At 58.0% G+C, this 21,541-nt stretch carries 24 protein-coding genes and 2 pseudogenes; 17 read left to right on the top strand and 9 right to left on the bottom strand.

All coding sequences use genetic code 11. The annotated features are described in order from the left end of the window. Positions 1 to 24 precede the first annotated feature (24 nt). From PSH65_RS31035 to PSH65_RS31045, 3 genes are read right to left on the bottom strand one after another with little or no spacing between them, the layout of a single operon-like run. On the bottom strand, positions 25 to 360 hold the full coding sequence (locus tag PSH65_RS31035; RefSeq protein WP_305424293.1) for a hypothetical protein: 336 nt from the start codon (positions 358 to 360) through the stop codon (positions 25 to 27). A 13-nt stretch (positions 361 to 373) separates the two neighbouring features. Continuing rightward, the gene (locus PSH65_RS31040) at positions 374 to 1,594 is read right to left on the bottom strand and encodes a CaiB/BaiF CoA-transferase family protein (RefSeq protein WP_305424294.1); all 1,221 of its coding nucleotides are present in this window, start codon (positions 1,592 to 1,594) and stop codon (positions 374 to 376) included. A 13-nt stretch (positions 1,595 to 1,607) separates the two neighbouring features. After that, positions 1,608 to 2,789, bottom strand: a complete 1,182-nt coding sequence (locus PSH65_RS31045; RefSeq protein ID WP_007897013.1) for an acyl-CoA dehydrogenase — start codon at positions 2,787 to 2,789, stop codon at positions 1,608 to 1,610. A 157-nt stretch (positions 2,790 to 2,946) separates the two neighbouring features. Between PSH65_RS31045 and PSH65_RS31050 the strand changes: the two are divergent. The 11 genes and pseudogenes from PSH65_RS31050 to PSH65_RS31100 all read left to right on the top strand — a co-directional run bounded on the left by PSH65_RS31050 (position 2,947) and on the right by PSH65_RS31100 (position 13,158). Further along, a pseudogene (locus PSH65_RS31050) lies at positions 2,947 to 3,848 on the top strand (LysR family transcriptional regulator). 434 nt (positions 3,849 to 4,282) lie between these two features. Continuing rightward, on the top strand, positions 4,283 to 5,404 hold the full coding sequence (locus PSH65_RS31055) for a Re/Si-specific NAD(P)(+) transhydrogenase subunit alpha (RefSeq protein ID WP_205888896.1): 1,122 nt from the start codon (positions 4,283 to 4,285) through the stop codon (positions 5,402 to 5,404). A gap of 15 nt (positions 5,405 to 5,419) precedes the next feature. Beyond that, the gene (locus tag PSH65_RS31060) at positions 5,420 to 5,743 is read left to right on the top strand and encodes an NAD(P) transhydrogenase subunit alpha (RefSeq protein WP_003187010.1); all 324 of its coding nucleotides are present in this window, start codon (positions 5,420 to 5,422) and stop codon (positions 5,741 to 5,743) included. Then, entirely contained in the window at positions 5,743 to 7,179 is a 1,437-nt protein-coding gene (locus PSH65_RS31065; protein ID WP_305424295.1) for an NAD(P)(+) transhydrogenase (Re/Si-specific) subunit beta, read from the top strand. Before PSH65_RS31060 ends, PSH65_RS31065 begins: the two co-directional genes overlap by 1 nt. Positions 7,180 to 7,367: 188 nt before the next feature. Next, positions 7,368 to 8,861 carry an acetyl-CoA hydrolase/transferase family protein gene (locus PSH65_RS31070; RefSeq protein ID WP_305424296.1) on the top strand — a complete coding sequence of 498 codons (1,494 nt, stop codon included), beginning with the start codon at positions 7,368 to 7,370 and terminating at the stop codon, positions 8,859 to 8,861. A gap of 382 nt (positions 8,862 to 9,243) precedes the next feature. After that, positions 9,244 to 9,396, top strand: coding sequence for a DUF1127 domain-containing protein (locus tag PSH65_RS31075; protein ID WP_370694728.1), 153 nt, complete (start codon positions 9,244 to 9,246; stop codon positions 9,394 to 9,396). Between the two features lie 260 nt (positions 9,397 to 9,656). Continuing rightward, entirely contained in the window at positions 9,657 to 9,866 is a 210-nt protein-coding gene (locus PSH65_RS31080; protein WP_305424297.1) for a DUF1127 domain-containing protein, read from the top strand. A gap of 138 nt (positions 9,867 to 10,004) precedes the next feature. Further along, positions 10,005 to 10,322 (top strand): DUF2388 domain-containing protein, encoded by a 318-nt coding sequence (locus PSH65_RS31085; RefSeq protein WP_305424298.1) that lies wholly within the window; start codon positions 10,005 to 10,007, stop codon positions 10,320 to 10,322. A gap of 210 nt (positions 10,323 to 10,532) precedes the next feature. Continuing rightward, positions 10,533 to 10,850, top strand: a complete 318-nt coding sequence (locus PSH65_RS31090; protein ID WP_305424299.1) for a DUF2388 domain-containing protein — start codon at positions 10,533 to 10,535, stop codon at positions 10,848 to 10,850. 29 nt (positions 10,851 to 10,879) lie between these two features. Then, positions 10,880 to 11,200 (top strand): DUF2388 domain-containing protein, encoded by a 321-nt coding sequence (locus PSH65_RS31095; protein ID WP_305424300.1) that lies wholly within the window; start codon positions 10,880 to 10,882, stop codon positions 11,198 to 11,200. Further along, a complete protein-coding gene (locus tag PSH65_RS31100) occupies positions 11,197 to 13,158 on the top strand; it encodes a DUF4105 domain-containing protein (protein WP_305424301.1) in 1,962 nt (653 codons plus the stop codon). Before PSH65_RS31095 ends, PSH65_RS31100 begins: the two co-directional genes overlap by 4 nt. 97 nt (positions 13,159 to 13,255) lie before the next feature. On the opposite strand, the gene trpA is transcribed toward PSH65_RS31100, so the two are convergent. Both trpA and trpB read right to left on the bottom strand, forming a co-directional pair. Next, the gene (gene trpA / locus PSH65_RS31105) at positions 13,256 to 14,068 is read right to left on the bottom strand and encodes a tryptophan synthase subunit alpha (RefSeq protein WP_305424302.1); all 813 of its coding nucleotides are present in this window, start codon (positions 14,066 to 14,068) and stop codon (positions 13,256 to 13,258) included. Further along, the gene (trpB, locus tag PSH65_RS31110) at positions 14,068 to 15,288 is read right to left on the bottom strand and encodes a tryptophan synthase subunit beta (RefSeq protein WP_305424303.1); all 1,221 of its coding nucleotides are present in this window, start codon (positions 15,286 to 15,288) and stop codon (positions 14,068 to 14,070) included. The genes trpA and trpB overlap by 1 nt, the downstream gene beginning before the upstream one ends. A 112-nt stretch (positions 15,289 to 15,400) precedes the next feature. Here trpB and PSH65_RS31115 point away from each other — a divergent pair, with 112 nt between their 5' ends. After that, the gene (locus PSH65_RS31115) at positions 15,401 to 16,294 is read left to right on the top strand and encodes a LysR family transcriptional regulator (protein ID WP_305424304.1); all 894 of its coding nucleotides are present in this window, start codon (positions 15,401 to 15,403) and stop codon (positions 16,292 to 16,294) included. Here the strand turns inward: PSH65_RS31115 and PSH65_RS31120 are convergent. Continuing rightward, positions 16,291 to 16,617 (bottom strand): YqjD family protein, encoded by a 327-nt coding sequence (locus PSH65_RS31120; RefSeq protein ID WP_305424305.1) that lies wholly within the window; start codon positions 16,615 to 16,617, stop codon positions 16,291 to 16,293. The two genes, PSH65_RS31115 and PSH65_RS31120, sit on opposite strands and share 4 nt — an antisense overlap. A 157-nt stretch (positions 16,618 to 16,774) precedes the next feature. Between PSH65_RS31120 and PSH65_RS31125 the strand changes: the two are divergent. Together PSH65_RS31125 and PSH65_RS31130 are read left to right on the top strand one after the other, a co-directional pair. Beyond that, a pseudogene (locus tag PSH65_RS31125) lies at positions 16,775 to 16,991 on the top strand (dodecin). A gap of 130 nt (positions 16,992 to 17,121) precedes the next feature. Next, positions 17,122 to 17,346, top strand: a complete 225-nt coding sequence (locus tag PSH65_RS31130; RefSeq protein WP_305424306.1) for a DUF1161 domain-containing protein — start codon at positions 17,122 to 17,124, stop codon at positions 17,344 to 17,346. Positions 17,347 to 17,410: 64 nt separating this feature from the next. On the opposite strand, the gene PSH65_RS31135 is transcribed toward PSH65_RS31130, so the two are convergent. After that, positions 17,411 to 18,412, bottom strand: a complete 1,002-nt coding sequence (locus tag PSH65_RS31135) for an LLM class flavin-dependent oxidoreductase (protein WP_305424307.1) — start codon at positions 18,410 to 18,412, stop codon at positions 17,411 to 17,413. Positions 18,413 to 18,650: 238 nt separating this feature from the next. Here PSH65_RS31135 and PSH65_RS31140 point away from each other — a divergent pair, with 238 nt between their 5' ends. Together PSH65_RS31140 and PSH65_RS31145 are read left to right on the top strand one after the other, a co-directional pair. Next, the gene (locus PSH65_RS31140) at positions 18,651 to 19,082 is read left to right on the top strand and encodes an OsmC family protein (protein ID WP_007902777.1); all 432 of its coding nucleotides are present in this window, start codon (positions 18,651 to 18,653) and stop codon (positions 19,080 to 19,082) included. Between the two features lie 172 nt (positions 19,083 to 19,254). Beyond that, positions 19,255 to 19,488 (top strand): DUF1161 domain-containing protein, encoded by a 234-nt coding sequence (locus tag PSH65_RS31145; RefSeq protein WP_007902778.1) that lies wholly within the window; start codon positions 19,255 to 19,257, stop codon positions 19,486 to 19,488. A 6-nt stretch (positions 19,489 to 19,494) separates the two neighbouring features. Here the strand turns inward: PSH65_RS31145 and PSH65_RS31150 are convergent, their stop codons facing one another. Both PSH65_RS31150 and PSH65_RS31155 read right to left on the bottom strand, forming a co-directional pair. Then, on the bottom strand, positions 19,495 to 19,914 hold the full coding sequence (locus PSH65_RS31150; RefSeq protein WP_123720043.1) for a hypothetical protein: 420 nt from the start codon (positions 19,912 to 19,914) through the stop codon (positions 19,495 to 19,497). Positions 19,915 to 19,954: 40 nt separating this feature from the next. Next, positions 19,955 to 20,371, bottom strand: coding sequence for a hypothetical protein (locus PSH65_RS31155; RefSeq protein WP_305424308.1), 417 nt, complete (start codon positions 20,369 to 20,371; stop codon positions 19,955 to 19,957). Positions 20,372 to 20,429: 58 nt separating this feature from the next. On the opposite strand from PSH65_RS31155, the gene PSH65_RS31160 reads away from it, so the two are divergent. Beyond that, complete coding sequence (locus tag PSH65_RS31160; RefSeq protein ID WP_305424309.1) at positions 20,430 to 21,521, top strand: aminopeptidase; 1,092 nt, start codon at positions 20,430 to 20,432, stop codon at positions 21,519 to 21,521. Positions 21,522 to 21,541 lie beyond the last annotated feature (20 nt).

Genomic DNA, 21,541 nt, shown 5'->3' on the forward strand with positions numbered 1-21,541 from the left:
ACCACTTGCGCTTTCGATCTCTCGTTAGCGGGAGGCGAATTCTACAGCGTTACTCGCTGCTGTCAACACCTCTTTCTCTCCGCTTTCGACCGAGAAGATCGAACCGTCGATAAGGCGAAAACACACTGCCCTACCAACTCCTTCTGGCTTCGATGAACTGAAGCGCAACCACTGCCGAAAATCGCGTAACTCTTTGTTTACCAAGGAGTTTTCCGTTTCGACTGCGCCGGAAGTGGGGCGAATTATAGACTTCCAGAATCTGCCGTCAACCTCTAATTGCGCTTTTCTATCAATAACTTGCTGAAAGCCTGAAAACTGCACATTTCCTTCTATATAGGAGAGCAAAACCAGCCCTGCCATATAGAAGGAATCCTCAGAGCACTCCAGACGCCTTGAACCCGGCAACGATGCCGGCATCCAGACCCAACACCCGCTGTAGAACCTCCAACGTGTGCTCACCCAACAAAGGAGGCGCACTACGGTACTCCACCGGAGTCTCGGACAGACGTATCGGGCTCGCAACCTGCGGCACAATTCCGGCCAAAGCATGAGGCAGCTCAATGGCTAACCCACGCGCCTGCACCTGGGGATCGGCAAACATCTGAGCCAGATCATTGATCGGTCCGCACGGCACACCTGCCTGCTCCAGCTGCGCCACCCATTCGGCAGTAGTCTTGAACACGGTCGCCTGGCGGATCAACGGAATCAATACTGCCCGGTTAGCCACCCGCAATTTGTTGGTCGCAAAACGCGGATCATCCGCCCACTGCGGCTGACCAGCCACCTGCGCAAACTTGCGGAATTGCCCATCGTTACCCACGGTAAGGATGAAGTCGCCATCGGCCGTAGGAAAGTCCTGATACGGCACGATATTGGGGTGAGCATTGCCCAGGCGTTTAGGCGCATTGCCTGTAGTCAGATAGTTCATCGCCTGATTGGCCAGACAAGCCACCTGAACATCCAGCAATGCCATATCTATATGCTGACCGCCACCGCCCTGATCCCGATGAGCCAAGGCCGCCAGGATCGCTACCGTTGAATAGAGACCGGTCAAAATATCTGTCAGCGCCACACCGACTTTCACCGGCCCCGCCCCCTCATCTCCTTCGGGACGGCCAGTCAAACTCATCAGACCACCCAAGCCCTGGATCATGAAGTCATAGCCCGCACGCTTGGCATACGGACCGGTCTGGCCGAATCCGGTGATAGAGCAATAGATCAGCTTCGGATTAATCGCCTTGAGCGACTCATAGTCCAGCCCATAAGCCGCCAGGCCACCGACCTTGAAATTTTCTATGAGGATGTCCGACTTCGCCGCGAGCTCACGCACGAGCTGTTGCCCCTCTGGCCGCGTGAAGTCGATGGTTACTGATTGCTTGTTGCGATTGGCGGACAAGTAATAGGCCGCCTCGCTGGTATTCTCGCCATAGGCGTCCTTAAGGAACGGAGGCCCCCAGGCGCGCGTGTCATCGCCATTGCCCGGGCGCTCGACCTTGATAACTTCGGCGCCAAGGTCCGCCAGGATCTGCCCGGCCCAAGGCCCGGCAAGCACCCGCGATAAATCCAGTACTCGTAGATGCGAAAGCGCGCCCATGGCCGTTCTCCTATTAATAGAACGCCTGGATGCCAGTCTGAGCGCGACCGAGGATCAGTGCGTGGACGTCATGCGTACCTTCATAGGTATTCACCACTTCCAGGTTGACCAGGTGCCGAGCGACACCGAACTCATCGGAGATGCCGTTGCCACCCAGCATGTCGCGCGCCATGCGAGCGATATCGAGGGATTTGCCACAGGAGTTGCGCTTCATCATCGAAGTAATCTCGACGGCAGCCGTGCCTTCATCCTTCATACGACCCAGACGCAGGCAGCCTTGCAGCGCCATGGTGATTTCGGTCTGCATGTCAGCCAGCTTCTTCTGGATCAACTGTGTGGCCGCCAATGGACGACCAAACTGCTTACGATCCAGGGTGTACTGACGAGCGGTGTGCCAGCAGAACTCGGCAGCCCCCAGTGCGCCCCAGGAAATGCCATAACGCGCCGAGTTAAGGCAGGTAAAAGGACCTTTCAAGCCCCGGACATCCGGGAAGATGTTCTCTTCAGGGACAAACACGTTGTCCATGACGATCTCGCCGGTGATAGATGCACGCAGGCCAACCTTGCCGTGAATCGCCGGAGCGCTCAGGCCTTTCCAGCCCTTCTCCAGAACAAAACCACGAATGTCGCCTGCGTCGTCCTTGCCCCAAACCACGAACACATCGGCGATCGGGCTGTTGGTGATCCACATTTTGCTGCCGGTGAGGCTGTAGCCGCCTTCCACTTTGCGTGCACGAGTAATCATCGCGCCCGGGTCGGAACCGTGGTCAGGCTCGGTCAGACCGAAGCAACCGATCCATTCACCCGATGCCAGCTTCGGCAGGTATTTCTGCTTCTGTGCTTCGGTACCGAATTCGTTGATCGGCACCATGACCAGCGAGGACTGCACGCTCATCATCGAGCGATAGCCGGAGTCGACACGCTCGACCTCACGGGCAATCAGACCGTAGCTGACGTAGTTCAGGCCGCTGCCACCGTATTGCTCAGGAATGGTCGCACCCAACAGACCCACCTCACCCATCTCGCGAAAGATCGCCGGGTCGGTCTTCTCATGACGGAAAGCCTCGAGAACGCGCGGCGCGAGCTTCTGCTGAGCGAATTGCTGAGCCGTATCGCGAATCATGCGCTCTTCTTCAGTGAGCTGTTGATCCAGCAGCAGGGGATCGATCCAGTTGAAGCTAGCTTTACCGCCCATGAGTGAGTCCTCTCGAATCGGGTCAAATAACGTGGAGTGATCCTAGGCCGGGTTCGGCTTCACGACAAACGAGGATTTTGCATACTGTTGTGCTAATTTCTCACTCCGTAACGTCGCAAAATAGCCTATATGCGATGTATTAGTGAGGTTGACGTACATGCGCCGGAAGATTCCCAGTACAACCGCTCTGATCAGTTTTGAAGCTGCAGCGCGCCACGAGAGCTTTACCAAGGCAGCCCAGGAACTTTCCCTCACGCAGGGAGCGATTTGCCGACAGATCGCCAGCCTAGAGGAGTTCCTCAACGTCGAACTATTCCGACGCTCCCGGCGCGGAGTGAAGTTGACGGAGGCCGGGCTTTCCTACAGCCGCCGAGTGGCCACCCAACTTGATGCGGTTGAACGCGACACTTTGTCAGTGATGGGCCAGCAAGGCACCAACATGATCGAGCTGGCGGTGGTGCCAACCTTCGGCACTCAATGGCTGCTGCCTCGACTCAAGGATTTTCAGCACAAACACCCGGAAGTGACGGTCAACCTCACCAATCGCACGCGCCCCTTCCTGTTTGCCGACACCGACTTCGATGCCGCGATCTATTTCGGCGACGCCGACTGGTCGGGTACTGAATCCCACAGGCTAATGGGCGAAAATCCGATGCCGGTGTGCAGCCCCACCTTACTGGGAAAAAAAACCAATCTGACCCCCAGTGAAATCGCCGAACTACCTCTGCTGCAACAGACCACACGCCCTTACGCCTGGCGCCAGTGGTTCAACTCTCAAAACCTGAATATCCCGCGAGACATGACAGGGCCGCGTTACGAGCTATTTCTCCATGCTTGGCTCAAGCTGCGATGCACGACATGGGGATCGCGCTGATTCCACCGTTCCTGATTCAGCGCGAATTAGCAGAGAAGCGTCTGGTGATTGCCAACGCTCAGGCACTATCTAGCATTAAGGCCTATTACCTGATGATTCCTGATCGAAAGGTCGAATCAGCTTCTTTAAAGGCATTTCGCGATTGGCTAGTGAATCAGGCTCACAGCTACAACCTAGAAGGATAAAGGCCCGCACCTATTAGTTGACCACGTAGTCAGATAAACAAAAGCACTACAGATATAAGTATTTGTCGCATATTGGAAGACTGTACTGAGGAGTAGCACAAACGTCCTACACAGGCCTGAATACGTGGCCTTGAGCCTCTACTGCCAGGCAATGACGCCTCATTCACCGTGCCGATGTATAAATTCTTGAATTTTGGACAGAATCCTCACAAGCCACGGCCTGCAAGGGATTGCTCCGATAAGTGCGACATTCGGTCACGGGGTGACTTGTAGTTAATTTTCCGTCACCCGTCATAATCCCTTGAAGGGCACAAAGTTCGCCTGCAAAATGCCGCGCCCCGCCCTGATTTGGCGGGATCGTGCTGATCGGCCGCCCCAGCCGCACCATCCGAAGTGCCTGGGTTTACTCAATAAGATCACGCAGGAGATTTGACGTGCACATTGGTGTTCCTCTCGAAACCCAGACGGGTGAAACACGGGTTGCTGCAACCCCGGAAACCATCAAGAAGCTGATCGGCCAGGGTCATAAGGTCACTGTACAAAGCGGCGCCGGCATTAACGCCAGCGTTGTGGACAGTGCTTATGAAGCGGCAGGCGCAACCATTGGCAGCGCCAATGATGCGTTTGGTGCCGAGCTGATTCTCAAGGTGGTCGCCCCCAGCGACAGCGAACTGACGCTGATCAAGAGCGGCACCGTCGTCGTGGGCATGCTCAACCCGTTTAGCAATGAAACCATCGCCAAACTGGCCGAATGCGGCATTACCGCGTTTGCACTGGAAGCTGCGCCACGCACCTCCCGCGCCCAGAGCCTGGATGTGCTGTCCTCCCAAGCGAACATCGCCGGTTATAAATCCGTGCTATTGGCCGCTCACTACTACCCACGATTCATGCCGATGCTGATGACTGCCGCTGGTACAGTGAAAGCGGCGCGCGTGCTGATTCTCGGCGCTGGCGTCGCCGGTTTGCAGGCGATCGCTACCGCCAAGCGTCTGGGCGCTGTGATCGAAGCCTCCGACGTGCGTCCTGCGGTGAAGGAACAGATCGAATCTCTGGGTGCGAAATTCGTCGATGTGCCGTACGAAACCGATGAAGAGCGCGAATGCGCCGTCGGTGTCGGCGGTTACGCGCGTCCCATGCCGGCCAGCTGGATGCAGCGTCAGGCCCTCGCCGTGCACGAACGCGCCAAGCAGGCTGACATCGTCATTACTACTGCGCTGATCCCGGGCCGCAAGGCGCCGACACTGTTGAGCGCCGAAACCGTGGCGCAGATGAAGCCTGGCTCGGTGGTCATCGACCTCGCGGCAGCGCAGGGCGGCAACTGCCCGCTGACCGTGGCCGATCAGGTGGTCGTCGAGAATGGCGTGACCATTTGCGGCCCGACCAATCTGGCCGGTGCAGTCGCGGCCGATGCTTCGGCGCTGTATGCGCGCAACCTGCTGGACTTCCTGAAGCTGGTCTTCAACAAAGAAGGCCAGTTTGAAGTGAACCTCGAAGACGACATCGTCGCCGCGTGCCTGATGTGCCGCGACGGCCAAGTCATCCGCAAAAACGCCTAAGCAGGGATTCAGACGATGGAAGAGCTTATCTCCCCCGGTATCTACAACCTGATCATCTTCGTGCTGGCGATTTATGTCGGTTATCACGTGGTGTGGAACGTTACACCTGCACTGCATACGCCGTTGATGGCGGTAACCAACGCCATTTCGGCGATTGTGATCGTCGGCGCCATGCTGGCGGCAGCTTTGACCGTGACCCCACTGGGTAAGACCATGGGCACCCTGGCGGTGGCTCTGGCGGCCGTGAACGTGTTCGGTGGTTTCCTCGTGACTCGCAGAATGCTTGAGATGTTCAAGAAAAAAGCCCCGAAAGCCGTAAAAGAAGAGGCGCCCAAGTAATGAGCATGAATCTGGTAACGACGCTGTACCTGATCGCGTCGATCTGCTTCATCCAGGCCCTCAAAGGCCTGTCGCACCCGACCACGTCGCGGCGCGGCAATGTGTACGGAATGCTTGGCATGGCCCTGGCGATCATCACCACGGTCGGCCTTATTTATAAGCTAGGGGCAGAGCTGGCGACTGCCGGCATCGGTTACGTCATCGTAGGTCTGTTGGTCGGCGGCACTGCCGGCTCGATCATGGCCAAGCGCGTTGAAATGACCAAAATGCCGGAACTGGTCGCCTTCATGCACAGCATGATCGGTATGGCCGCCGTGTTCATCGCCATCGCCGCCGTAGTCGAGCCGCAGTCGCTGGGCATCGTTAAACAGTTGGGGGATTCGATTCCGGCGGGCAACCGTCTGGAGCTGTTCCTCGGCGCGGCCATCGGTGCAATCACCTTCTCCGGTTCGGTGATCGCGTTCGGCAAGCTCTCGGGCAAGTACAAGTTCCGCTTGTTCCAAGGCGCACCGGTACAGTTCAGCGGTCAGCACAAGCTGAACCTGCTGCTGGGTCTGGCGACGCTGGCGCTGGGTGTCACCTTCATGTTGACCGGCAATCTCAGCGCGTTTGCTCTGATGCTTGTCCTGGCCTTCGTGATGGGCGTGCTGATCATCATCCCGATCGGCGGTGCCGACATGCCTGTCGTGGTGTCGATGCTCAACAGTTACTCCGGCTGGGCAGCAGCGGGTATCGGCTTCTCGCTGAACAACTCGATGCTGATCATTGCCGGCTCGCTGGTCGGCTCGTCCGGTGCCATCCTCTCGTACATCATGTGCAAGGCAATGAACCGTTCGTTCTTCAACGTACTGCTCGGCGGTTTCGGCAACACAGCAGATGCCGCTGGCCCGGCAGGCTCGAAAGAAGCCCGCCCGGTGAAATCCGGTTCGGCTGACGACGCCACCTTCCTGCTGACCAACGCCGACACTGTGATCATCGTTCCGGGCTATGGCCTGGCAGTGGCTCGCGCGCAGCACGCCTTGAAAGAACTGACCGAGAAACTGAGCCATCGCGGAGTGACCGTGAAGTATGCGATTCACCCGGTTGCCGGCCGGATGCCTGGCCACATGAACGTATTGTTGGCCGAGGCCGAAGTGCCTTACGACCAGGTGTTCGAGATGGAAGACATCAACTCCGAGTTCGGCCAGGCCGACGTGGTGCTGGTGCTCGGCGCCAACGACGTGGTGAACCCGGCGGCCAAGAACGACCCGAAATCGCCGATTGCCGGCATGCCGATTCTCGAAGCGTTCAAGGCCAAGACCATCATCGTCAACAAGCGCTCGATGGCCAGCGGCTATGCCGGCCTGGACAACGAGCTGTTCTACCTGGACAAGACCATGATGGTTTTCGGCGATGCCAAGAAAGTCATCGAAGACATGGTTAAAGCCGTCGAGTAAAAACCTTCGGTAACCTGGACGCCCCGACTCGTCGGGGCGTTTTTGTTTGTGGCTGTTACCGATCCTGTAACGGTGTTTTGTCCGAAAGGCCCAGAATAGACACCTCGAATGCGACCTTGGTAGCGGGACGCAGGCTCATCAAATTCACTAGACTGCGCACCTTGCTTCCGTTGCCCGAGATAACAATCATGTACCGTGACCGTATTCGCTTGCCTTCATTGTTGGACAAGGTAATGAGCGCCGCCGACGCTGCCGCTCTGATTCAGGACGGCATGACCGTCGGCATGAGCGGCTTTACCCGAGCCGGCGAAGCCAAGGCTGTGCCTCATGCCCTGGCCGAGCGCGCCAAGGTCACACCGCTGAAAATCACCCTGATGACCGGTGCTAGCCTGGGCAACGACCTCGACAAGCAACTGACTGAAGCCGGCGTACTGTCGCGACGCATGCCGTTCCAGGTCGACAGCACCCTGCGCAAGGCGATCAATGCCGGCGAAGTCATGTTCATCGACCAGCACCTGTCGGAAACCGTAGAGCTACTGCGTAACCAACAACTCAAGCTACCGGACATCGCGGTGATCGAAGCCGTGGCAATCACCGAGCAGGGCCATATCGTGCCGACCACCTCGGTAGGCAACTCCGCCAGCTTTGCGATTTTCGCCAAACACGTGATCGTCGAGATCAATCTGGCGCACAACCCGAATCTCGAAGGCTTGCACGACATCTATATCCCTACCTACCGGCCGACCCGCACACCTATTCCACTGGTGAAGGTCGATGACCGTATCGGCAGCACTGCCATCCCGATACCGCCGGAAAAAATCGTCGCGATCGTGATCACTAATCAATCCGACTCGCCGTCCACTGTCTTGCCGCCGGACAGTGACACACAGGCCATCGCTGACCATCTGATCGATTTCTTCAAACAGGAAGTGGCTGCCGGTCGCATGACTAACAAGCTCGGCCCGCTGCAAGCCGGTATCGGCACCATCGCCAATTCGGTGATGTGCGGCTTGATCGACTCACCGTTCGAAGACCTGACCATGTACTCCGAAGTGTTGCAGGATTCGACTTTCGATCTGATCGACGCTGGCAAGCTGAGCTTTGCTTCCGGCAGTTCGATCACCCTGTCGAGCCGGCGCAATGCCGATGTATTCGGGAATCTGGAGCGCTATAAGGACAAGCTGGTGTTGCGCCCCCAGGAAATCTCGAACCATCCCGAAGTGGTGCGGCGCCTGGGCATCATTGGCATCAACACTGCGCTGGAGTTCGACCTGTACGGCAACGTCAACTCCACCCACGTCTGCGGCACGCGCATGATGAATGGCATCGGCGGCTCCGGCGATTTCGCGCGCAATGCGCACCTGGCGATCTTTGTCACCAAGTCGATCGCCAAGGGCGGCGCAATTTCCAGCGTGGTCCCCATGGCCAGCCACGTCGACCACACAGAACATGACGTCGACATTCTCGTGACCGAGATAGGCCTGGCCGACCTGCGTGGCTTGGCACCGCGTGAGCGCGCCCGCGTCATCATCGACAACTGCGTTCACCCGGACTATCGCCCAGCCTTGAATGACTACTTCACTGCCGCTTGCGCAGTCGGCGGGCATACCCCGCACATCCTGCGTGATGCCCTGAGTTGGCACATGAACCTGGAAGAAACCGGGCGCATGCTGGCGGTGTAATTGATACAGATTGCAGCTGACGCAAACACAGTTTCGTCAGCTCGCGGTGACAACACTCCATTACGAAAAAAACTGTACTGCTGTACCGGTCTTTTCCTACAGCATTTGCCTACCTTTTGCGTGAAAATGGCGAAAAGCGCACTAAATTAGTGCTGACAGGTACAGTTGCCTCAATTTCGACCAGTACACTGCCTTTTAACAGTTAACTGGTCTCTCACAATACAGGTGAACTGTATCTACAGAGACTGGCCAAACGAGAGGATCATTGGCATCAGTTAAACCACTACCTAATCCCGCCATAAGCGGAAGGATGTCAACCATGGAACGTACACTCAGTTCCGAACTGTTCTTCGAAGATACTGCTGCAAAAACCCAGGCTTCCATGCCTCTGCGCGTTATCGCCAACCTGATGCTGTGGCAGCGCCGCATCTCCAGCCGCCATCAACTGGCTCGTCTGGATTCGCGTCTGCTGGCTGACGCCGGGATTAGCGAAGCACAACGCTACGAAGAGCTGAGCAAGCCGTTCTGGCGCTAAGTTAGCGTCGCTGGCTCTGATCCTCCGGATCCACCGCCAGCAACCCGAATTGAACAAACAAAACCCGTCGTGGGAAACCACGACGGGTTTTGTCGTTTGGGAGCTTGCACATTGGGCCGTACAGAAGAGATATCCGCCAACAGGTACAGTTTATAAATTATACAAATTGAACCAGTACAATTTCATCGGAGTGTGTCTGTGCCGTAGGCATAAACGGAGTCACCATTGAATCCCGACCACTTGGCAAAAGGACCGCGCCGATGAATAACTTACAAAATGTTTCCATCGTCACACCGCAAGCGAAGCCCCGCTTGGTCAAGCTGCGAGGGTTACTGAGAGCGTTTACCGACAGCCTGGAAAGGGCTCGCACCCGACGGTTATTGGGCCAACTCAATGATCAACAGCTCTCGGATCTGGGCATCAGCCATGCCGACCGCCTGAACGAAGTGGACAAACCGTTCTGGCGCTAGCTTTTCCCCCTTAACAGACGGGGGCTATTCTAACTGAGGTGCACAGGCCTAATATCCAGATAGAACGTGGCGAACGCTTTACGACAGGCATCTGATCCTGAGCCACCTCTCAATCGGTCTATCCAAAGGAGCTACCCCATGTCCCGTCTACGTCTGCTCAGCGCTGCTGCCCTGCTTGCCGTTGCTGCCAATTCCCATGCCACCAGCTTTATCGTGACCACCGATTCCATCGTTGGTGGACTGAAGGCTTCTTCCGACGCAACGTCGGATATCTCGTCTTCCTTTCGCGACGACAAAATCGTCCGTGCTGCTCGTGACGATGCCGCCAGCTTCGTCGCCAGTGAAGGCGCCATTCGTGGTGTGAGACTGGAAAGCGCGCTCGATCATATCCGCCAACAGACTCCACAACTGAACGCGACCGACGCACAGCTGGCCCAGGCCATCCTGACGATCTAAGCGACAGCTCTGACCGGGACCACGCCCTAATAAGCGCAATCCATGTGGGGCGGGCTTGCTCGCGAAGGCGTCAGCACATCCAACATTGATGTCGCCTGACACACCGCTTTCGCGAGCAAGCCCGCTCCCACAGGTGTCCCAATGTTTCGGCGCTGGCTCTAGCCCGGGCATTGCGCTAGCCTTGGGATTCGCTTTCAGCTATCGAGCCTCATGCGCTTTCTTTCCAGTCTGTCGATCACTGCGGTTTTTCTTGCGGCTTGCTGGTCGGGTTCGGCCTATGCCTTCGACGCTTTCAACCTCTCTACGCAAGGCACCGTGGCCAGTGGTTATGCCTCCAGCATGGTAACCTCCGTGCCCTTCGACCATAAACTGCTGATCGCCGCCCGGGATGACGCTGCCGCGTTCATTGCCAGTGACGGCCGACTGCGCGGGTCGCAACTGGAGGCCGCCTTGATTTACCTGCGTCGGACCCAGCCAAAACTTCATGCCAGCGACCTTGAACTGGCGCAAGCAATTCTCGTCCAATAGTTATCCCTTAGTTCCTCCGGAGTCGTTCCATGCGTAGCCCGCTGATTGCTGCCACCCTTGGCCTGCTGTTGTTGGCCGACGTGGCCCAGGCGCACACCCTGGTAGCCACCAGTAACATCATCATTCGTGCCTCCGAGCGCACGCTTGATTTCACATCCGATACCACCACGTCCATCCGCGATTCGAAGATTGTCCGTGAAGCCCACGACGATGCAGCCAGTTTCGTCGCCAGCAACGGTGAAATCCGTGGTGCGCACCTGGAAGCGGCCTTCGACACCTTGCGCACCCGCGTACCGGAAGCCCGAGACGCCAGTGATCAGGTTCTCGCCGAAGCCATCCTCGCACTGTGAAGTCATTAGGCGCCTGGCTGCTGGCCGGGATTGTGTTGCTGCTCGGCAATACAGCTCAGGCCGGCCTGCAACTACGACTCAAGACCGACGGTCTGAGCCCCGCGCAACAGCAGGCCAGTCAGGCGCTGCTCGATGAAGCCATGCAGGCATTACCGCCGCGCTTCATCGAGCAACTGGACCGGCGCATTGATGTCGGCTGGACCGATGATATGCCAAGCGACGCTTACGGCCAGGCGTCGCTTGTGTCCGAGCTGGATCTGAATCGCAATCTGCTCACCAGCCTCACCAACGGCAGCGCCGCGACCCAAAAAACGTATCGTCCCCACGGTACCGTGCGCCGGGAGATGCTCGCCACGGTGTTGCACGAACTCACCCACATTTATGACCGTGCGCGCCTGTGGCCAGCCGCCGAGCGCACGCTGATCCAGCGTTGCACGCAACGTCACAGCAGCTCCGGGCTGATCGGCATCCCGGACCAATGCCGTGGGCAGACGGAGCGACGCTGGACCCTCAGCGATGACCCTCGTTTGCTGGATTTGGCCGGCTGGCCGCAATACGTCGGTCGGCGCGGCGAACGCGAACAGCACAACCGGCAGATTGCCCGCAGCCCGGACATCTACGAGACGAGCAGCCCGAAGGAGTTCGTCGCGGTCAACATGGAGTACTTCCTCCTCGACCCAAGCTATGCCTGCCGTCGTCCTGCGCTGTATCGCTACTACAAAGAACATTTCGGCTGGGCGCCCGCCGCCAAAGACACATGCGCCCAATCATTCGCCTTCCTCAATGCGGGTAACGACTTCGCCAAGCAGCCCCTGGGCCAGGTCGATCCGGAGCGGGTTTACGCTGTTGACTATCTACTGGCAGAAGCCAACCAGAACTGGGTCAGCCGCTGGGGCCACAGCATGCTGCGACTGGTGATCTGTGCACCGGGTCGGCCGCGCGGGCCGGATTGCCGACTGGATCTGGATCAACATCTGGTGTTGTCCTACCGCGCCTTCGTCGGTGACCTACAGCTGTCGAGCTGGGATGGGCTGGTGGGTAAATACCCGTCACGCCTGTTTGTCTTGCCGCTGGCCCAAGTGATCGACGAGTACACCAAGACCGAACTGCGCAGTCTGGCCTCGGTGCCGCTGAACCTGTCGCAGAGCGAGATCGAAGACGTGGTGGAACACGCCGCGGAGATGCACTGGAGTTACGACGGCAACTATTTTTTCCTGTCCAATAACTGCGCAGTAGAAGGCCTGAAATTACTGCGCAGCAGCACCAACAATGCGCAACTGGTCGGCCTCGACAGCATCATGCCCAACGGTTTGCTGGAAGTGCTCAAGGGCCGCGGATTGGCGGACACCAGCGTGCTGGACAATCCACGCGAAGCATTACGTCTGGGCTATCGCTTCGACTCCTTCCGCGAGCGTTATCAAGCGATGTTCGAAGTGCTGAAAAAGCATTTGCCGATCAAGCAGGACAAGGTCGAGGACTGGCTGTCCTTGAAAGCTGATGAGCGCCGCAAATGGATTGACCAGGCTGATTTGCGCACCAGCGCGGCGTTACTGCTGCTGGAGCAGGCCAGTTTCCGTCAGCAGATGGTGCTGGCCCAGGACGAAGTGAAGCAACGTTATCTGGGCGCTCGGGAATTGAAGAATGGCGGCATGGATAAAGCCAATGCGACCTTGCAGGAGATTCTCGCCAACAGCGGCTTCCTCAGCCGCCCGGCCGAACTGCTCGGGACCGGTGGTTATGGTTTGCCGCAACCAAACGAGTGGACGCGCCTGGAGTCGGAAAGCAGCCTGCGCCAGAAGCAGCTGCAAGTGTTGACCGGGGATCTCGACAAGGAAGTGAGAGCGTTGCTCGAACCGAGTCGAGCCGCCGAGATGGCCGCCAACGAAGCCAACCTGAAGCAGGTTGGCGAACATTTGCGCAAGCTGCACAAGGCTGCAGGTGGGTTGGAATTGCCCTGAAAGCAAAAGGGCTTCAGAACGTAGTCCTGAAGCCCTCGGTCTTGCTGTTTAGCCTGTGCCGCGAGGCCCTAAATTCTCTGTATCAGGAACTTTGCCTTCAGCTGACCCGCGCTTTACGTACGCCGTCAGACAAGGCTGCGCACAGGCTGAGTACACCCTCCACAGCCTGATCCGGGGTTGAGGCATTGGCGATATGATCGATCAGCGCCGACCCCACCACCACACCGTCGGCCAGACGCGCGATGGACGCCGCTTGCTCCGGTGTACGAATACCAAAACCGATACTGATCGGCAGATCGGTATGGCGACGCAGGCGGGTGACGGCTTCTTCGACATGTTCCAGAGTCGCCGCGCCCGCACCGGTCACACCCGCCACCGACACGTAGTAAACAAAGCCGGAACTGCCGTTCAATACAGTCGGCAAGCGCACGTCGTCAGTCGTCGGAGTGGTCAGACGGATGAAGTCCAGGCCCGCCGCCTGTGCCGGGTCGCACAGCTCGGCATTATGCTCGGGCGGCATGTCGACCACGATCAAGCCATCGACACCGGCCTCTTTGGCTTCAGCGATGAAACGTGGCACGCCGTACATGTGAATCGGGTTGAAGTAACCCATCAGCACCAGCGGAGTCTCGTTATTGCCTTCGCGGAACTCGCGAACCATTTGCAGGGTTTTCGCCAGGTTCTGTTTGGCGCCCAAGGCACGAATGTTGGCCAGTTGAATCGCCGGGCCATCGGCCATTGGATCGGTGAAAGGCATGCCCAACTCGATCACGTCGGCACCCGCTCCCGGCAAGCCCTTGAGGATCGCCAGCGCCGTGTCGTAGCTCGGGTCGCCAGCGGTCACGAAGGTTACCAGGGCGGCGCGGTTCTGTTCCTTGAGTTCGGCAAAACGCGTTTGCAGGCGGCTCATCAGTGTTTCTCCTGCGTCGATTGTTCCATGTGGTGCATCACGGTCTGCATGTCTTTGTCGCCACGGCCGGACAGGTTGACCACCATCAAATGATCTTTCGGCAGTGTCGGTGCACGTTTGAACACTTCGGCCAGGGCATGGGCGCTTTCCAGTGCAGGAATAATCCCTTCCAGGCGACAGCATTTGTGGAACGCGTCGAGGGCTTCATCGTCAGTCACCGAGGTGTACTGGACGCGGCCGATGTCATGCAACCAGGCATGTTCCGGGCCGATGCCCGGATAATCGAGGCCGGCGGAAATCGAATGCGCGTCGATGATCTGGCCGTCGTCGTCCTGCAGCAGGAAAGTACGGTTGCCGTGCAGAACGCCCGGTACGCCGCCGTTCAGGCTGGCCGCATGCTTGCCGGTTTCGATGCCATAACCGGCCGCTTCGACGCCGATGATCTCGACACTCTTGTCATCGAGGAACGGGTGAAACAGGCCCATGGCATTGGAACCACCGCCGATGCACGCCACCAGGCTGTCCGGCAGACGGCCTTCCTGGGCTTGCAACTGCTCGCGGGTTTCCTTGCCGATCACAGCCTGGAAGTCGCGAACCATGGCGGGATACGGGTGTGGGCCGGCCACGGTGCCGATCAGGTAGAAGGTGCTGTCGACGTTGGTCACCCAGTCACGCAGGGCTTCGTTCATCGCATCTTTGAGGGTGCCGGTACCGGCAACCACCGGGATCACTTCGGCGCCCAGCAGCTTCATGCGAAACACGTTGGCTTGCTGACGTTCGATGTCGGTGGTGCCCATGTAGATCACGCAGTCGAGGCCGAAACGCGCAGCCACGGTGGCGGTCGCCACACCGTGCATGCCGGCACCGGTCTCGGCGATGATGCGTTTCTTGCCCATGCGCCGCGCCAGCAGGATCTGGCCGATGCAGTTGTTGATCTTGTGCGCGCCGGTGTGGTTCAGCTCTTCGCGCTTGAGGTAAATCTTCGCGCCGCCACAGAACTCAGTCAGACGCTCGGCGAAATACAGTGGGCTTGGACGTCCGACGTAATCACGCTGGAAGTAGGCCAATTCTTCTTTGAACGCCGGATCTTCCTTGGCCGCTTCGTATTCGCGGGCCAGATCGAGGATCAACGGCATCAGGGTTTCGGCGACGTAGCGGCCGCCGAACGCGCCAAACAGGCCGTTGGCGTCGGGGCCGTTGCGCAGATTAGTCTGGGTCATGGGTCGCTCCAGTTGTATTCGAGAGGTGACGATGGGGTTCACTCTACCCCTGACGTTGCGCACTGAAAACCGATAAGATCGCCACAACCTGTCAGGAAAACTCACAGTTCCCATGAGCCACGACCTTCCTCCGCTAAACGCCCTTCGCGCCTTCGAAGCCACTGCCCGCCTGAACAGCGTCAGCCAGGCCGCCGAACAGCTACACGTCACTCATGGTGCAGTCAGCCGGCAACTCAAGGTGCTGGAAGAACACCTCGGCGTGAGTCTGTTCATCAAGGATGGACGCGGCCTGAAACTCACAGATGCCGGTGTCCGATTGCGCGATGTCAGCGGTGAAGCCTTCGAGCGATTGCGCAGCGTTTGCGCCGAATTGACCCAAAGCACCGCCGATGCGCCGTTCGTGCTCGGCTGCTCGGGTAGCCTGCTGGCGCGCTGGTTCATTCCGCGTTTGGGGCGACTCAATGCGGACCTGCCGGATCTGCGCTTGCACCTGTCGGCTGGCGAAGGCGATCTCGACCCTCGGCGGCCCGGCCTGGATGCCTTGCTGGTGTTTGCCGAGCCGCCATGGCCGGCGGACATGCAAGTTTATGAACTGGCCAGCGAGCGCATCGGCCCGGTCATGAGCCCACGATTCCTCGGCTACGAAAGGCTGCAGAACGCACCGGCAAACGCACTGCTGACCGAACCCTTGCTGCACACCACCTCACGTCCGCAAGCCTGGCCGAGTTGGGCACAGCAAAGCGGCCTCGACGCCAAGGCGCTGAAGTACGGTCAGGGGTTCGAGCATTTGTATTATTTGCTGGAGGCGGCAGTGGCCGGACTAGGTGTGGCCATCGCGCCTGAGCCGCTGGTGGCCGAGGACTTGAAGGCCGGTCGCCTGGTTGCGCCATGGGGTTTCTGTGAAACCCCGGCGCAACTGGCGTTATGGCTACCCAAGCGCGCCGCGGACGGGCGCGCTCGGCAATTGGCGCAATGGCTCAAAAACGAACTGCGCCAGGCACCTTAATTACCGCGTTTGCACAGCAGGTAGGCTGCCAGAAGACCCAGCGCACCAACGGCGACGCCGGCGGTAGTCCAAGGGTGTTCCTGGGCGTAGTCACGTGTCGCGATCCCGGTTTCACGGGTCTTGACCTTGACCTCTTCATAGGCATCGGCGAGCAGGTGGCGTGAATGTTTCAGCGCATTCTCGGCGTTGCTTTTCAGTGTTTTAAGGGTTTTGCGCGACTCGTCCGAGGCGTCGTCCTTCAGGCTTTCCAACGATTTCAGCAGACTCTCGATCTCGGCTTCCATGCTTTGCAATGAGGCTTTGCGTAACGAAGTATTGGCCATGGTGGCTCTCCTGCATTGTTGATGAGGGGCGTGTGTTTCTTGGGACTTCAAGGGTTCGAGAAAGTGCAGTAAATCTGAACTTCCCCCCGGATGGGTCGACAGAAGAAAATAAGAAAAATCACTGCTAGGCTGTATTTCACACCTCAAGGAGAACGCCATGACTGACCATCACACTTACAAGAAAGTCGAACTGGTCGGCTCGTCCACCAGCAGCATTGAAGACGCCATCAACAACGCCCTGGCCGAAGCCAACAAAAGCCTCAAGTACATGGAATGGTTTGAAGTGACCGAAACCCGTTGGGCACATCAAGGACGGTAAGGCGGCACACTTTCAGGTGACGCTCAAAGTCGGGTTCCGAATTGCCAGCAGCTGAGTTTGAGCCAGTCTTCTGAACTTGCGCGCCGGCCGAATGCCATAGGAAACGGCAAAGCGCTACATGGTGAGCGCATCCGGTCGACGGCTGGATGCCCTCCCCCTATTGATCCGACCAAGGAGTGCAACCCATGAAGAAGTTTATTCTGGCGGCAGGTTTGTTGAGCCTTGCGGGAACAACCTTTGCCCAAGGCAAGTCGTGCGACGAGTTGAAAGCTGAAATCTCAGCGAAACTGGATGCCAAGGGCATCGCCAATTACACACTGGAGATCGTGGATAAGGGGACTGCCGCTGACGGAAAAGTCGTCGGCACCTGTGAAAAGGGCTCCAAGCAAATCGTCTACAAACAGGGCTGACCGCTCTCGAAAATGAAAAAGCCGACGCAATGGCGTCGGCTTTTTTGTGGGTACTGTGCAAGCATCAGCCCTTCATGACTTGCGCCAGCAGTTCATAGGAGTGCAAGCGATCGGCATGTTCGTACAGGTCACAGGTGAAAATCAGCTCATCCGCCTGGGTCTGCTCGATCAGCACTTCGAGCTTGGCGCGGATTTTCTGCGGGCTGCCGACCATGGCAAGGCCAAGGAAATCACCGACCGCTTCTTTCTCATGGGGCAGCCACAGGCCGTCCATGGTCTTCACTGGCGGGCGTTGCACCAGGCTCTGGCCACGCATCAACGCGAGAATGCGCTGGTAGACCGAAGTGGCCAGGTAATCAGCCTGCTCGTCAGTGTCCGCGGCCACCAGTGGCACGCCGAGCATCACGTAAGGCTTATCCAAAACCGCTGAAGGCTTGAAGTGGTTGCGGTAAACGCGAATCGCCTCATGCATGAAGCGCGGGGCGAAATGTGAAGCGAAGGCGTAGGGCAAACCGCGCTCACCGGCCAGCTGAGCACTGAACAAGCTTGAACCCAACAACCAGATCGGAACGTTGGTGCCGGTACCCGGCATGGCAATGATCCGCTGGTCCGGCGTGCGCGGGCCGAGGTAGCGCATCAGTTCTGTCACGTCTTTCGGGAAGTCGTCGGCGCTGCCAGAACGCTCACGACGCAAGGCGCGGGCGGTCATCTGATCGGAGCCAGGGGCGCGCCCCAGGCCCAGGTCGATCCGTCCCGGATACAGGCTTTCAAGGGTACCAAACTGCTCGGCGATCACCAGCGGCGCGTGGTTGGGCAGCATCACGCCACCCGAACCGACACGAATGGTCGAAGTGCCACCGGCCAAGTAGCCCAGCAGGACCGAGGTCGCCGAACTGGCAATTCCGTCCATGTTGTGATGTTCGGCGACCCAAAAGCGGTTATAGCCGAATTTTTCGACGTGCTGCGCCAGGTCCAGGGAATTGTGCAGGGACTGGGCTGCACTGCCGTTCTCCCGCACGGGCACCAGATCGAGGGTCGAGAACTTGATATCGGATAGTCGTTTCATAAACCTGCTTCTCCAATCGGTAAGCAGGTTTTTTCACGAACGAAAACCTGCCGAGTCTATAAGCGTGTTCTATGCAATGAGGGCATATACCCGAGTTTCAATAGGAGAGACAAAATTCCTACGCGATAAGAGGACTGATCAGATGAGGTGAACTTTGCCGGACGGTCTATCCTCAGAACCCTGGTAACCGAAAACCACGAAGGCGCGACGTTTCGCGCCGGATCTTGAGGAGGCAGACATGGCTATCACGAAGAAAGCATCGGCTCATTGGGAAGGTGATCTGAAAACCGGTATCGGCTCGATTTCCACGGAAACCGGCGTTCTCAGAGACGCGCCCTACGGCTTCAAGGCCCGTTTCGAAGGCGGTAAAGGCACCAATCCGGAAGAGCTGATCGGCGCGGCTCACGCGGGCTGTTTTTCCATGGCGTTTTCAATGATTCTCGGCGAGGCCAACCTTAAGGCCGACAGTATCGACACCAATGCCGAAGTTACCCTGGACCAGGTAGACGGTGGCTTTGCGATCACAGCGGTAAAACTGATTCTCAAGGCGAAAATCCCCGGGGCGACCCAGGCGCAATTTGAGGAACTGAGCAACAAAGCCAAAGAAGGCTGCCCGGTGTCCAAAGTGCTGAATGCGAAAATCAGCCTGGATGCGACGTTGGTCAGCTGATAACGGGTTGATACGCTAGCGGGCAAAAAATCGCAGCCTTCGCGGGCTCCCTTGCGCAGGTTGCGGTCTTTTTTTTGCCCTCAAACATAACCTGACTGACAAAACTGTGGTCGAATAAATGACAGCAGCTTCAGCGCATCACCATGCGCGCTGCCTCAAGGGAGCTTCAACCATGAAACGTTTTGCCTTGGCGGTTATCTGTTGCACGCTGGCCACATCGGCCCTCGCGGCACCGAAATCCTGTGAAGAACTCAAGGCCGAGATCGAAGCCAAGATCCAGGCCAACAACGTCTCGTCATACACCCTGGAAATTGTCACCAATGACGAAGTGCACGATCAGAACATGGTGGTCGGCACGTGCGAAAACGGCACCAAAAAAATCATCTACCAAAAAAATGACCGTTGATTCGACTCACATGACGCAGTTGGTCAGTCGATCTTCAGCCACAATCTCCCGCTTGGCGTTATAGAGCCGGGCGCTGGGGGTGAACGCTATAGAGCGCGCTTCCAGCAGGTAACGCTGGCCGGCCTCGAAGTGGTCGTAGTTGATGGTCAGGTAGCACAGCCGCTCCAGCGGAGCATTCATCAAGCCCGAGCCGCCACCAAACACTTCAAAATCGAAACGTACTCTCAGCTCATGGCTTCCCGGGGTGACCTGGAAGTAACGCCCGTCGCTCAGCCGCTGGTTGTCCAGCCGTTCGGCCATCAGCAGTTTCCCGCCGGGGCTCGGCGTAGCGAAGTCGACCCAGGCCATCTGCGGATCGACCGCCGGCAACGGACTCGTGCAACCGACAAAGGCGCCTGCAGCAAGCAACAGCAACAACCTGCGCATGATGAATTTCTCAAGGACTGATAATTCAGCATAGCGTCGATCAGGTACGTTGGCAGCCTGCCGGTGTGCCCTGGCCTATCACTTTTCGCTGTTGATCGTAGAGCTTCGCCCACGGCCGAAAGCCGATATTCCCTGCTTGCAGCTGATACCGCTGACCGGCGTTGAAGTCCTTGAATTTCACATTCAACTGGCAGTCGCGCCACAGCGGCTCGGCGTTGGGGCCAATGTTGGTCGGCTGGACTGCGAACAAGTAGCGAACCGTCAGCTCATGGCTGCCGGGCTGCACTTCGAAGTAGCGCTTGTCAATGGAAGCCTTGTCATCGACTTCCACCGCTTGCAGCGCGGTGTCTTCCTGCCGTGTATCCAGATCGATCCATGCCTGTGAAGGATCAGGGGTGGGCAGTCCAGCACAACCGGCCAGCATCAGCAGGCCTCCCGTCAGCATCAACTTGCGCATAGCGGAGCTCCAATAGGCGGGATAGTCTTGCGGGCAGACTTTCCAGGGATGATTCATTTTGATCAGGCCGCGTCCAAGCCTTGGGTTACTTGATCGCGTTTTACGCATTTTGTTTCCGGGGATGTTTCTTTTGTTATTTAACGGCTGCACCAGCATCAGCTATTACGGCCAATTGGCCAGTGGTCAGCTGCACTTGCTGCGGGCACGGGAGCCGGTTTCCAGTGTGATTGCCGATCCCGGCCGCGATCAGCAATTGCGCGCGCATCTGGCCCAATCACAAAAGGCCCGTACATTCGCCAGCCAACGCCTGCACCTGCCGGACAACCAGAGCTACCGCCTGTACGCCGACATCGGCCGGCCATTTGTAGTCTGGAACGTCTTTGCCACCCCGGAGTTTTCGCTGAAGCCGCAGAACCATTGCTTCCCCATCGCTGGCTGCGTCGCCTATCGCGGGTATTACAGCCAGAGCGCTGCCCGCGGTGAGGCTGCGTTGCAACGATTGCAAGGTATGGACGTATCGATTGGCGGCGTCGAGGCCTATTCGACGCTCGGTTGGTTCAACGATCCGATCATGAGCTCGATGATGGGTTGGGGCGACGAACGGTTGGCTACGCTGATTTTCCACGAACTCGCCCATCAACGTTTTTATGTGAAAGACGACACTGAGTTCAACGAATCCTTTGCCACCTTCGTCGAGCAGGAAGGCACTCGCCAATGGCGCACATTCCGCGGCATGCCACCGGATAACGGAGCGTTGGTGCAGCAACGCGACCAGTTCATCCAATTGGTTCTGGACACCCGCAAGAGACTGGAACAGCTTTACGCCCTGCCGCTGGCTGCCGAGCAAATGCGCGAGCGGAAAGCGGCGGAGTTCGAACAATTGCGCCGTGAATACCGGACGTTGCGCGACAGCCAATGGGCTGGGAACAAACGCTACGATGCCTGGATCAACACCCCGATGAACAATGCTCGACTGTTGCCGTTTGGTTTGTATGACCAGTGGGTGCCGGCATTTGCAGCGTTGTTCAAACAGGTCGATGGGGATTGGGTAAGGTTTTATGCGGCGGTGGAGAGGCTGGGCGCATTGCCGGTTGGGGAGCGTAAGGCGGCGTTGAAGGTGTTGGCGGGATCAAAGAGCCCCGGTGGCTGAACGGGCCTCTTCGCGGGCAA

This window comes from Pseudomonas sp. FP603 (genome assembly GCF_030687415.1).
In the GTDB taxonomy this organism is placed as follows: domain Bacteria; phylum Pseudomonadota; class Gammaproteobacteria; order Pseudomonadales; family Pseudomonadaceae; genus Aquipseudomonas; species Aquipseudomonas wuhanensis.

What these genes read in the sequence shown, in the direction of transcription:
- PSH65_RS31035 (WP_305424293.1), bottom strand. Translation starts at nt 360, where the DNA reads ATGGCAGGGCTGGTTTTGCTCTCCTATATAGAAGGAAATGTGCAGTTT.
- PSH65_RS31040 (WP_305424294.1), bottom strand. Translation starts at nt 1,594, where the DNA reads ATGGGCGCGCTTTCGCATCTACGAGTACTGGATTTATCGCGGGTGCTT.
- PSH65_RS31045 (WP_007897013.1), bottom strand. Translation starts at nt 2,789, where the DNA reads ATGGGCGGTAAAGCTAGCTTCAACTGGATCGATCCCCTGCTGCTGGAT.
- PSH65_RS31060 (WP_003187010.1), top strand. Translation starts at nt 5,420, where the DNA reads ATGGAAGAGCTTATCTCCCCCGGTATCTACAACCTGATCATCTTCGTG.
- PSH65_RS31065 (WP_305424295.1), top strand. Translation starts at nt 5,743, where the DNA reads ATGAGCATGAATCTGGTAACGACGCTGTACCTGATCGCGTCGATCTGC.
- PSH65_RS31070 (WP_305424296.1), top strand. Translation starts at nt 7,368, where the DNA reads ATGTACCGTGACCGTATTCGCTTGCCTTCATTGTTGGACAAGGTAATG.
- PSH65_RS31075 (WP_370694728.1), top strand. Translation starts at nt 9,244, where the DNA reads ATGCCTCTGCGCGTTATCGCCAACCTGATGCTGTGGCAGCGCCGCATC.
- PSH65_RS31080 (WP_305424297.1), top strand. Translation starts at nt 9,657, where the DNA reads ATGAATAACTTACAAAATGTTTCCATCGTCACACCGCAAGCGAAGCCC.
- PSH65_RS31085 (WP_305424298.1), top strand. Translation starts at nt 10,005, where the DNA reads ATGTCCCGTCTACGTCTGCTCAGCGCTGCTGCCCTGCTTGCCGTTGCT.
- PSH65_RS31090 (WP_305424299.1), top strand. Translation starts at nt 10,533, where the DNA reads ATGCGCTTTCTTTCCAGTCTGTCGATCACTGCGGTTTTTCTTGCGGCT.
- PSH65_RS31095 (WP_305424300.1), top strand. Translation starts at nt 10,880, where the DNA reads ATGCGTAGCCCGCTGATTGCTGCCACCCTTGGCCTGCTGTTGTTGGCC.
- trpA (WP_305424302.1), bottom strand. Translation starts at nt 14,068, where the DNA reads ATGAGCCGCCTGCAAACGCGTTTTGCCGAACTCAAGGAACAGAACCGC.
- trpB (WP_305424303.1), bottom strand. Translation starts at nt 15,288, where the DNA reads ATGACCCAGACTAATCTGCGCAACGGCCCCGACGCCAACGGCCTGTTT.
- PSH65_RS31115 (WP_305424304.1), top strand. Translation starts at nt 15,401, where the DNA reads ATGAGCCACGACCTTCCTCCGCTAAACGCCCTTCGCGCCTTCGAAGCC.
- PSH65_RS31120 (WP_305424305.1), bottom strand. Translation starts at nt 16,617, where the DNA reads ATGGCCAATACTTCGTTACGCAAAGCCTCATTGCAAAGCATGGAAGCC.
- PSH65_RS31130 (WP_305424306.1), top strand. Translation starts at nt 17,122, where the DNA reads ATGAAGAAGTTTATTCTGGCGGCAGGTTTGTTGAGCCTTGCGGGAACA.
- PSH65_RS31135 (WP_305424307.1), bottom strand. Translation starts at nt 18,412, where the DNA reads ATGAAACGACTATCCGATATCAAGTTCTCGACCCTCGATCTGGTGCCC.
- PSH65_RS31140 (WP_007902777.1), top strand. Translation starts at nt 18,651, where the DNA reads ATGGCTATCACGAAGAAAGCATCGGCTCATTGGGAAGGTGATCTGAAA.
- PSH65_RS31145 (WP_007902778.1), top strand. Translation starts at nt 19,255, where the DNA reads ATGAAACGTTTTGCCTTGGCGGTTATCTGTTGCACGCTGGCCACATCG.
- PSH65_RS31150 (WP_123720043.1), bottom strand. Translation starts at nt 19,914, where the DNA reads ATGCGCAGGTTGTTGCTGTTGCTTGCTGCAGGCGCCTTTGTCGGTTGC.
- PSH65_RS31155 (WP_305424308.1), bottom strand. Translation starts at nt 20,371, where the DNA reads ATGCGCAAGTTGATGCTGACGGGAGGCCTGCTGATGCTGGCCGGTTGT.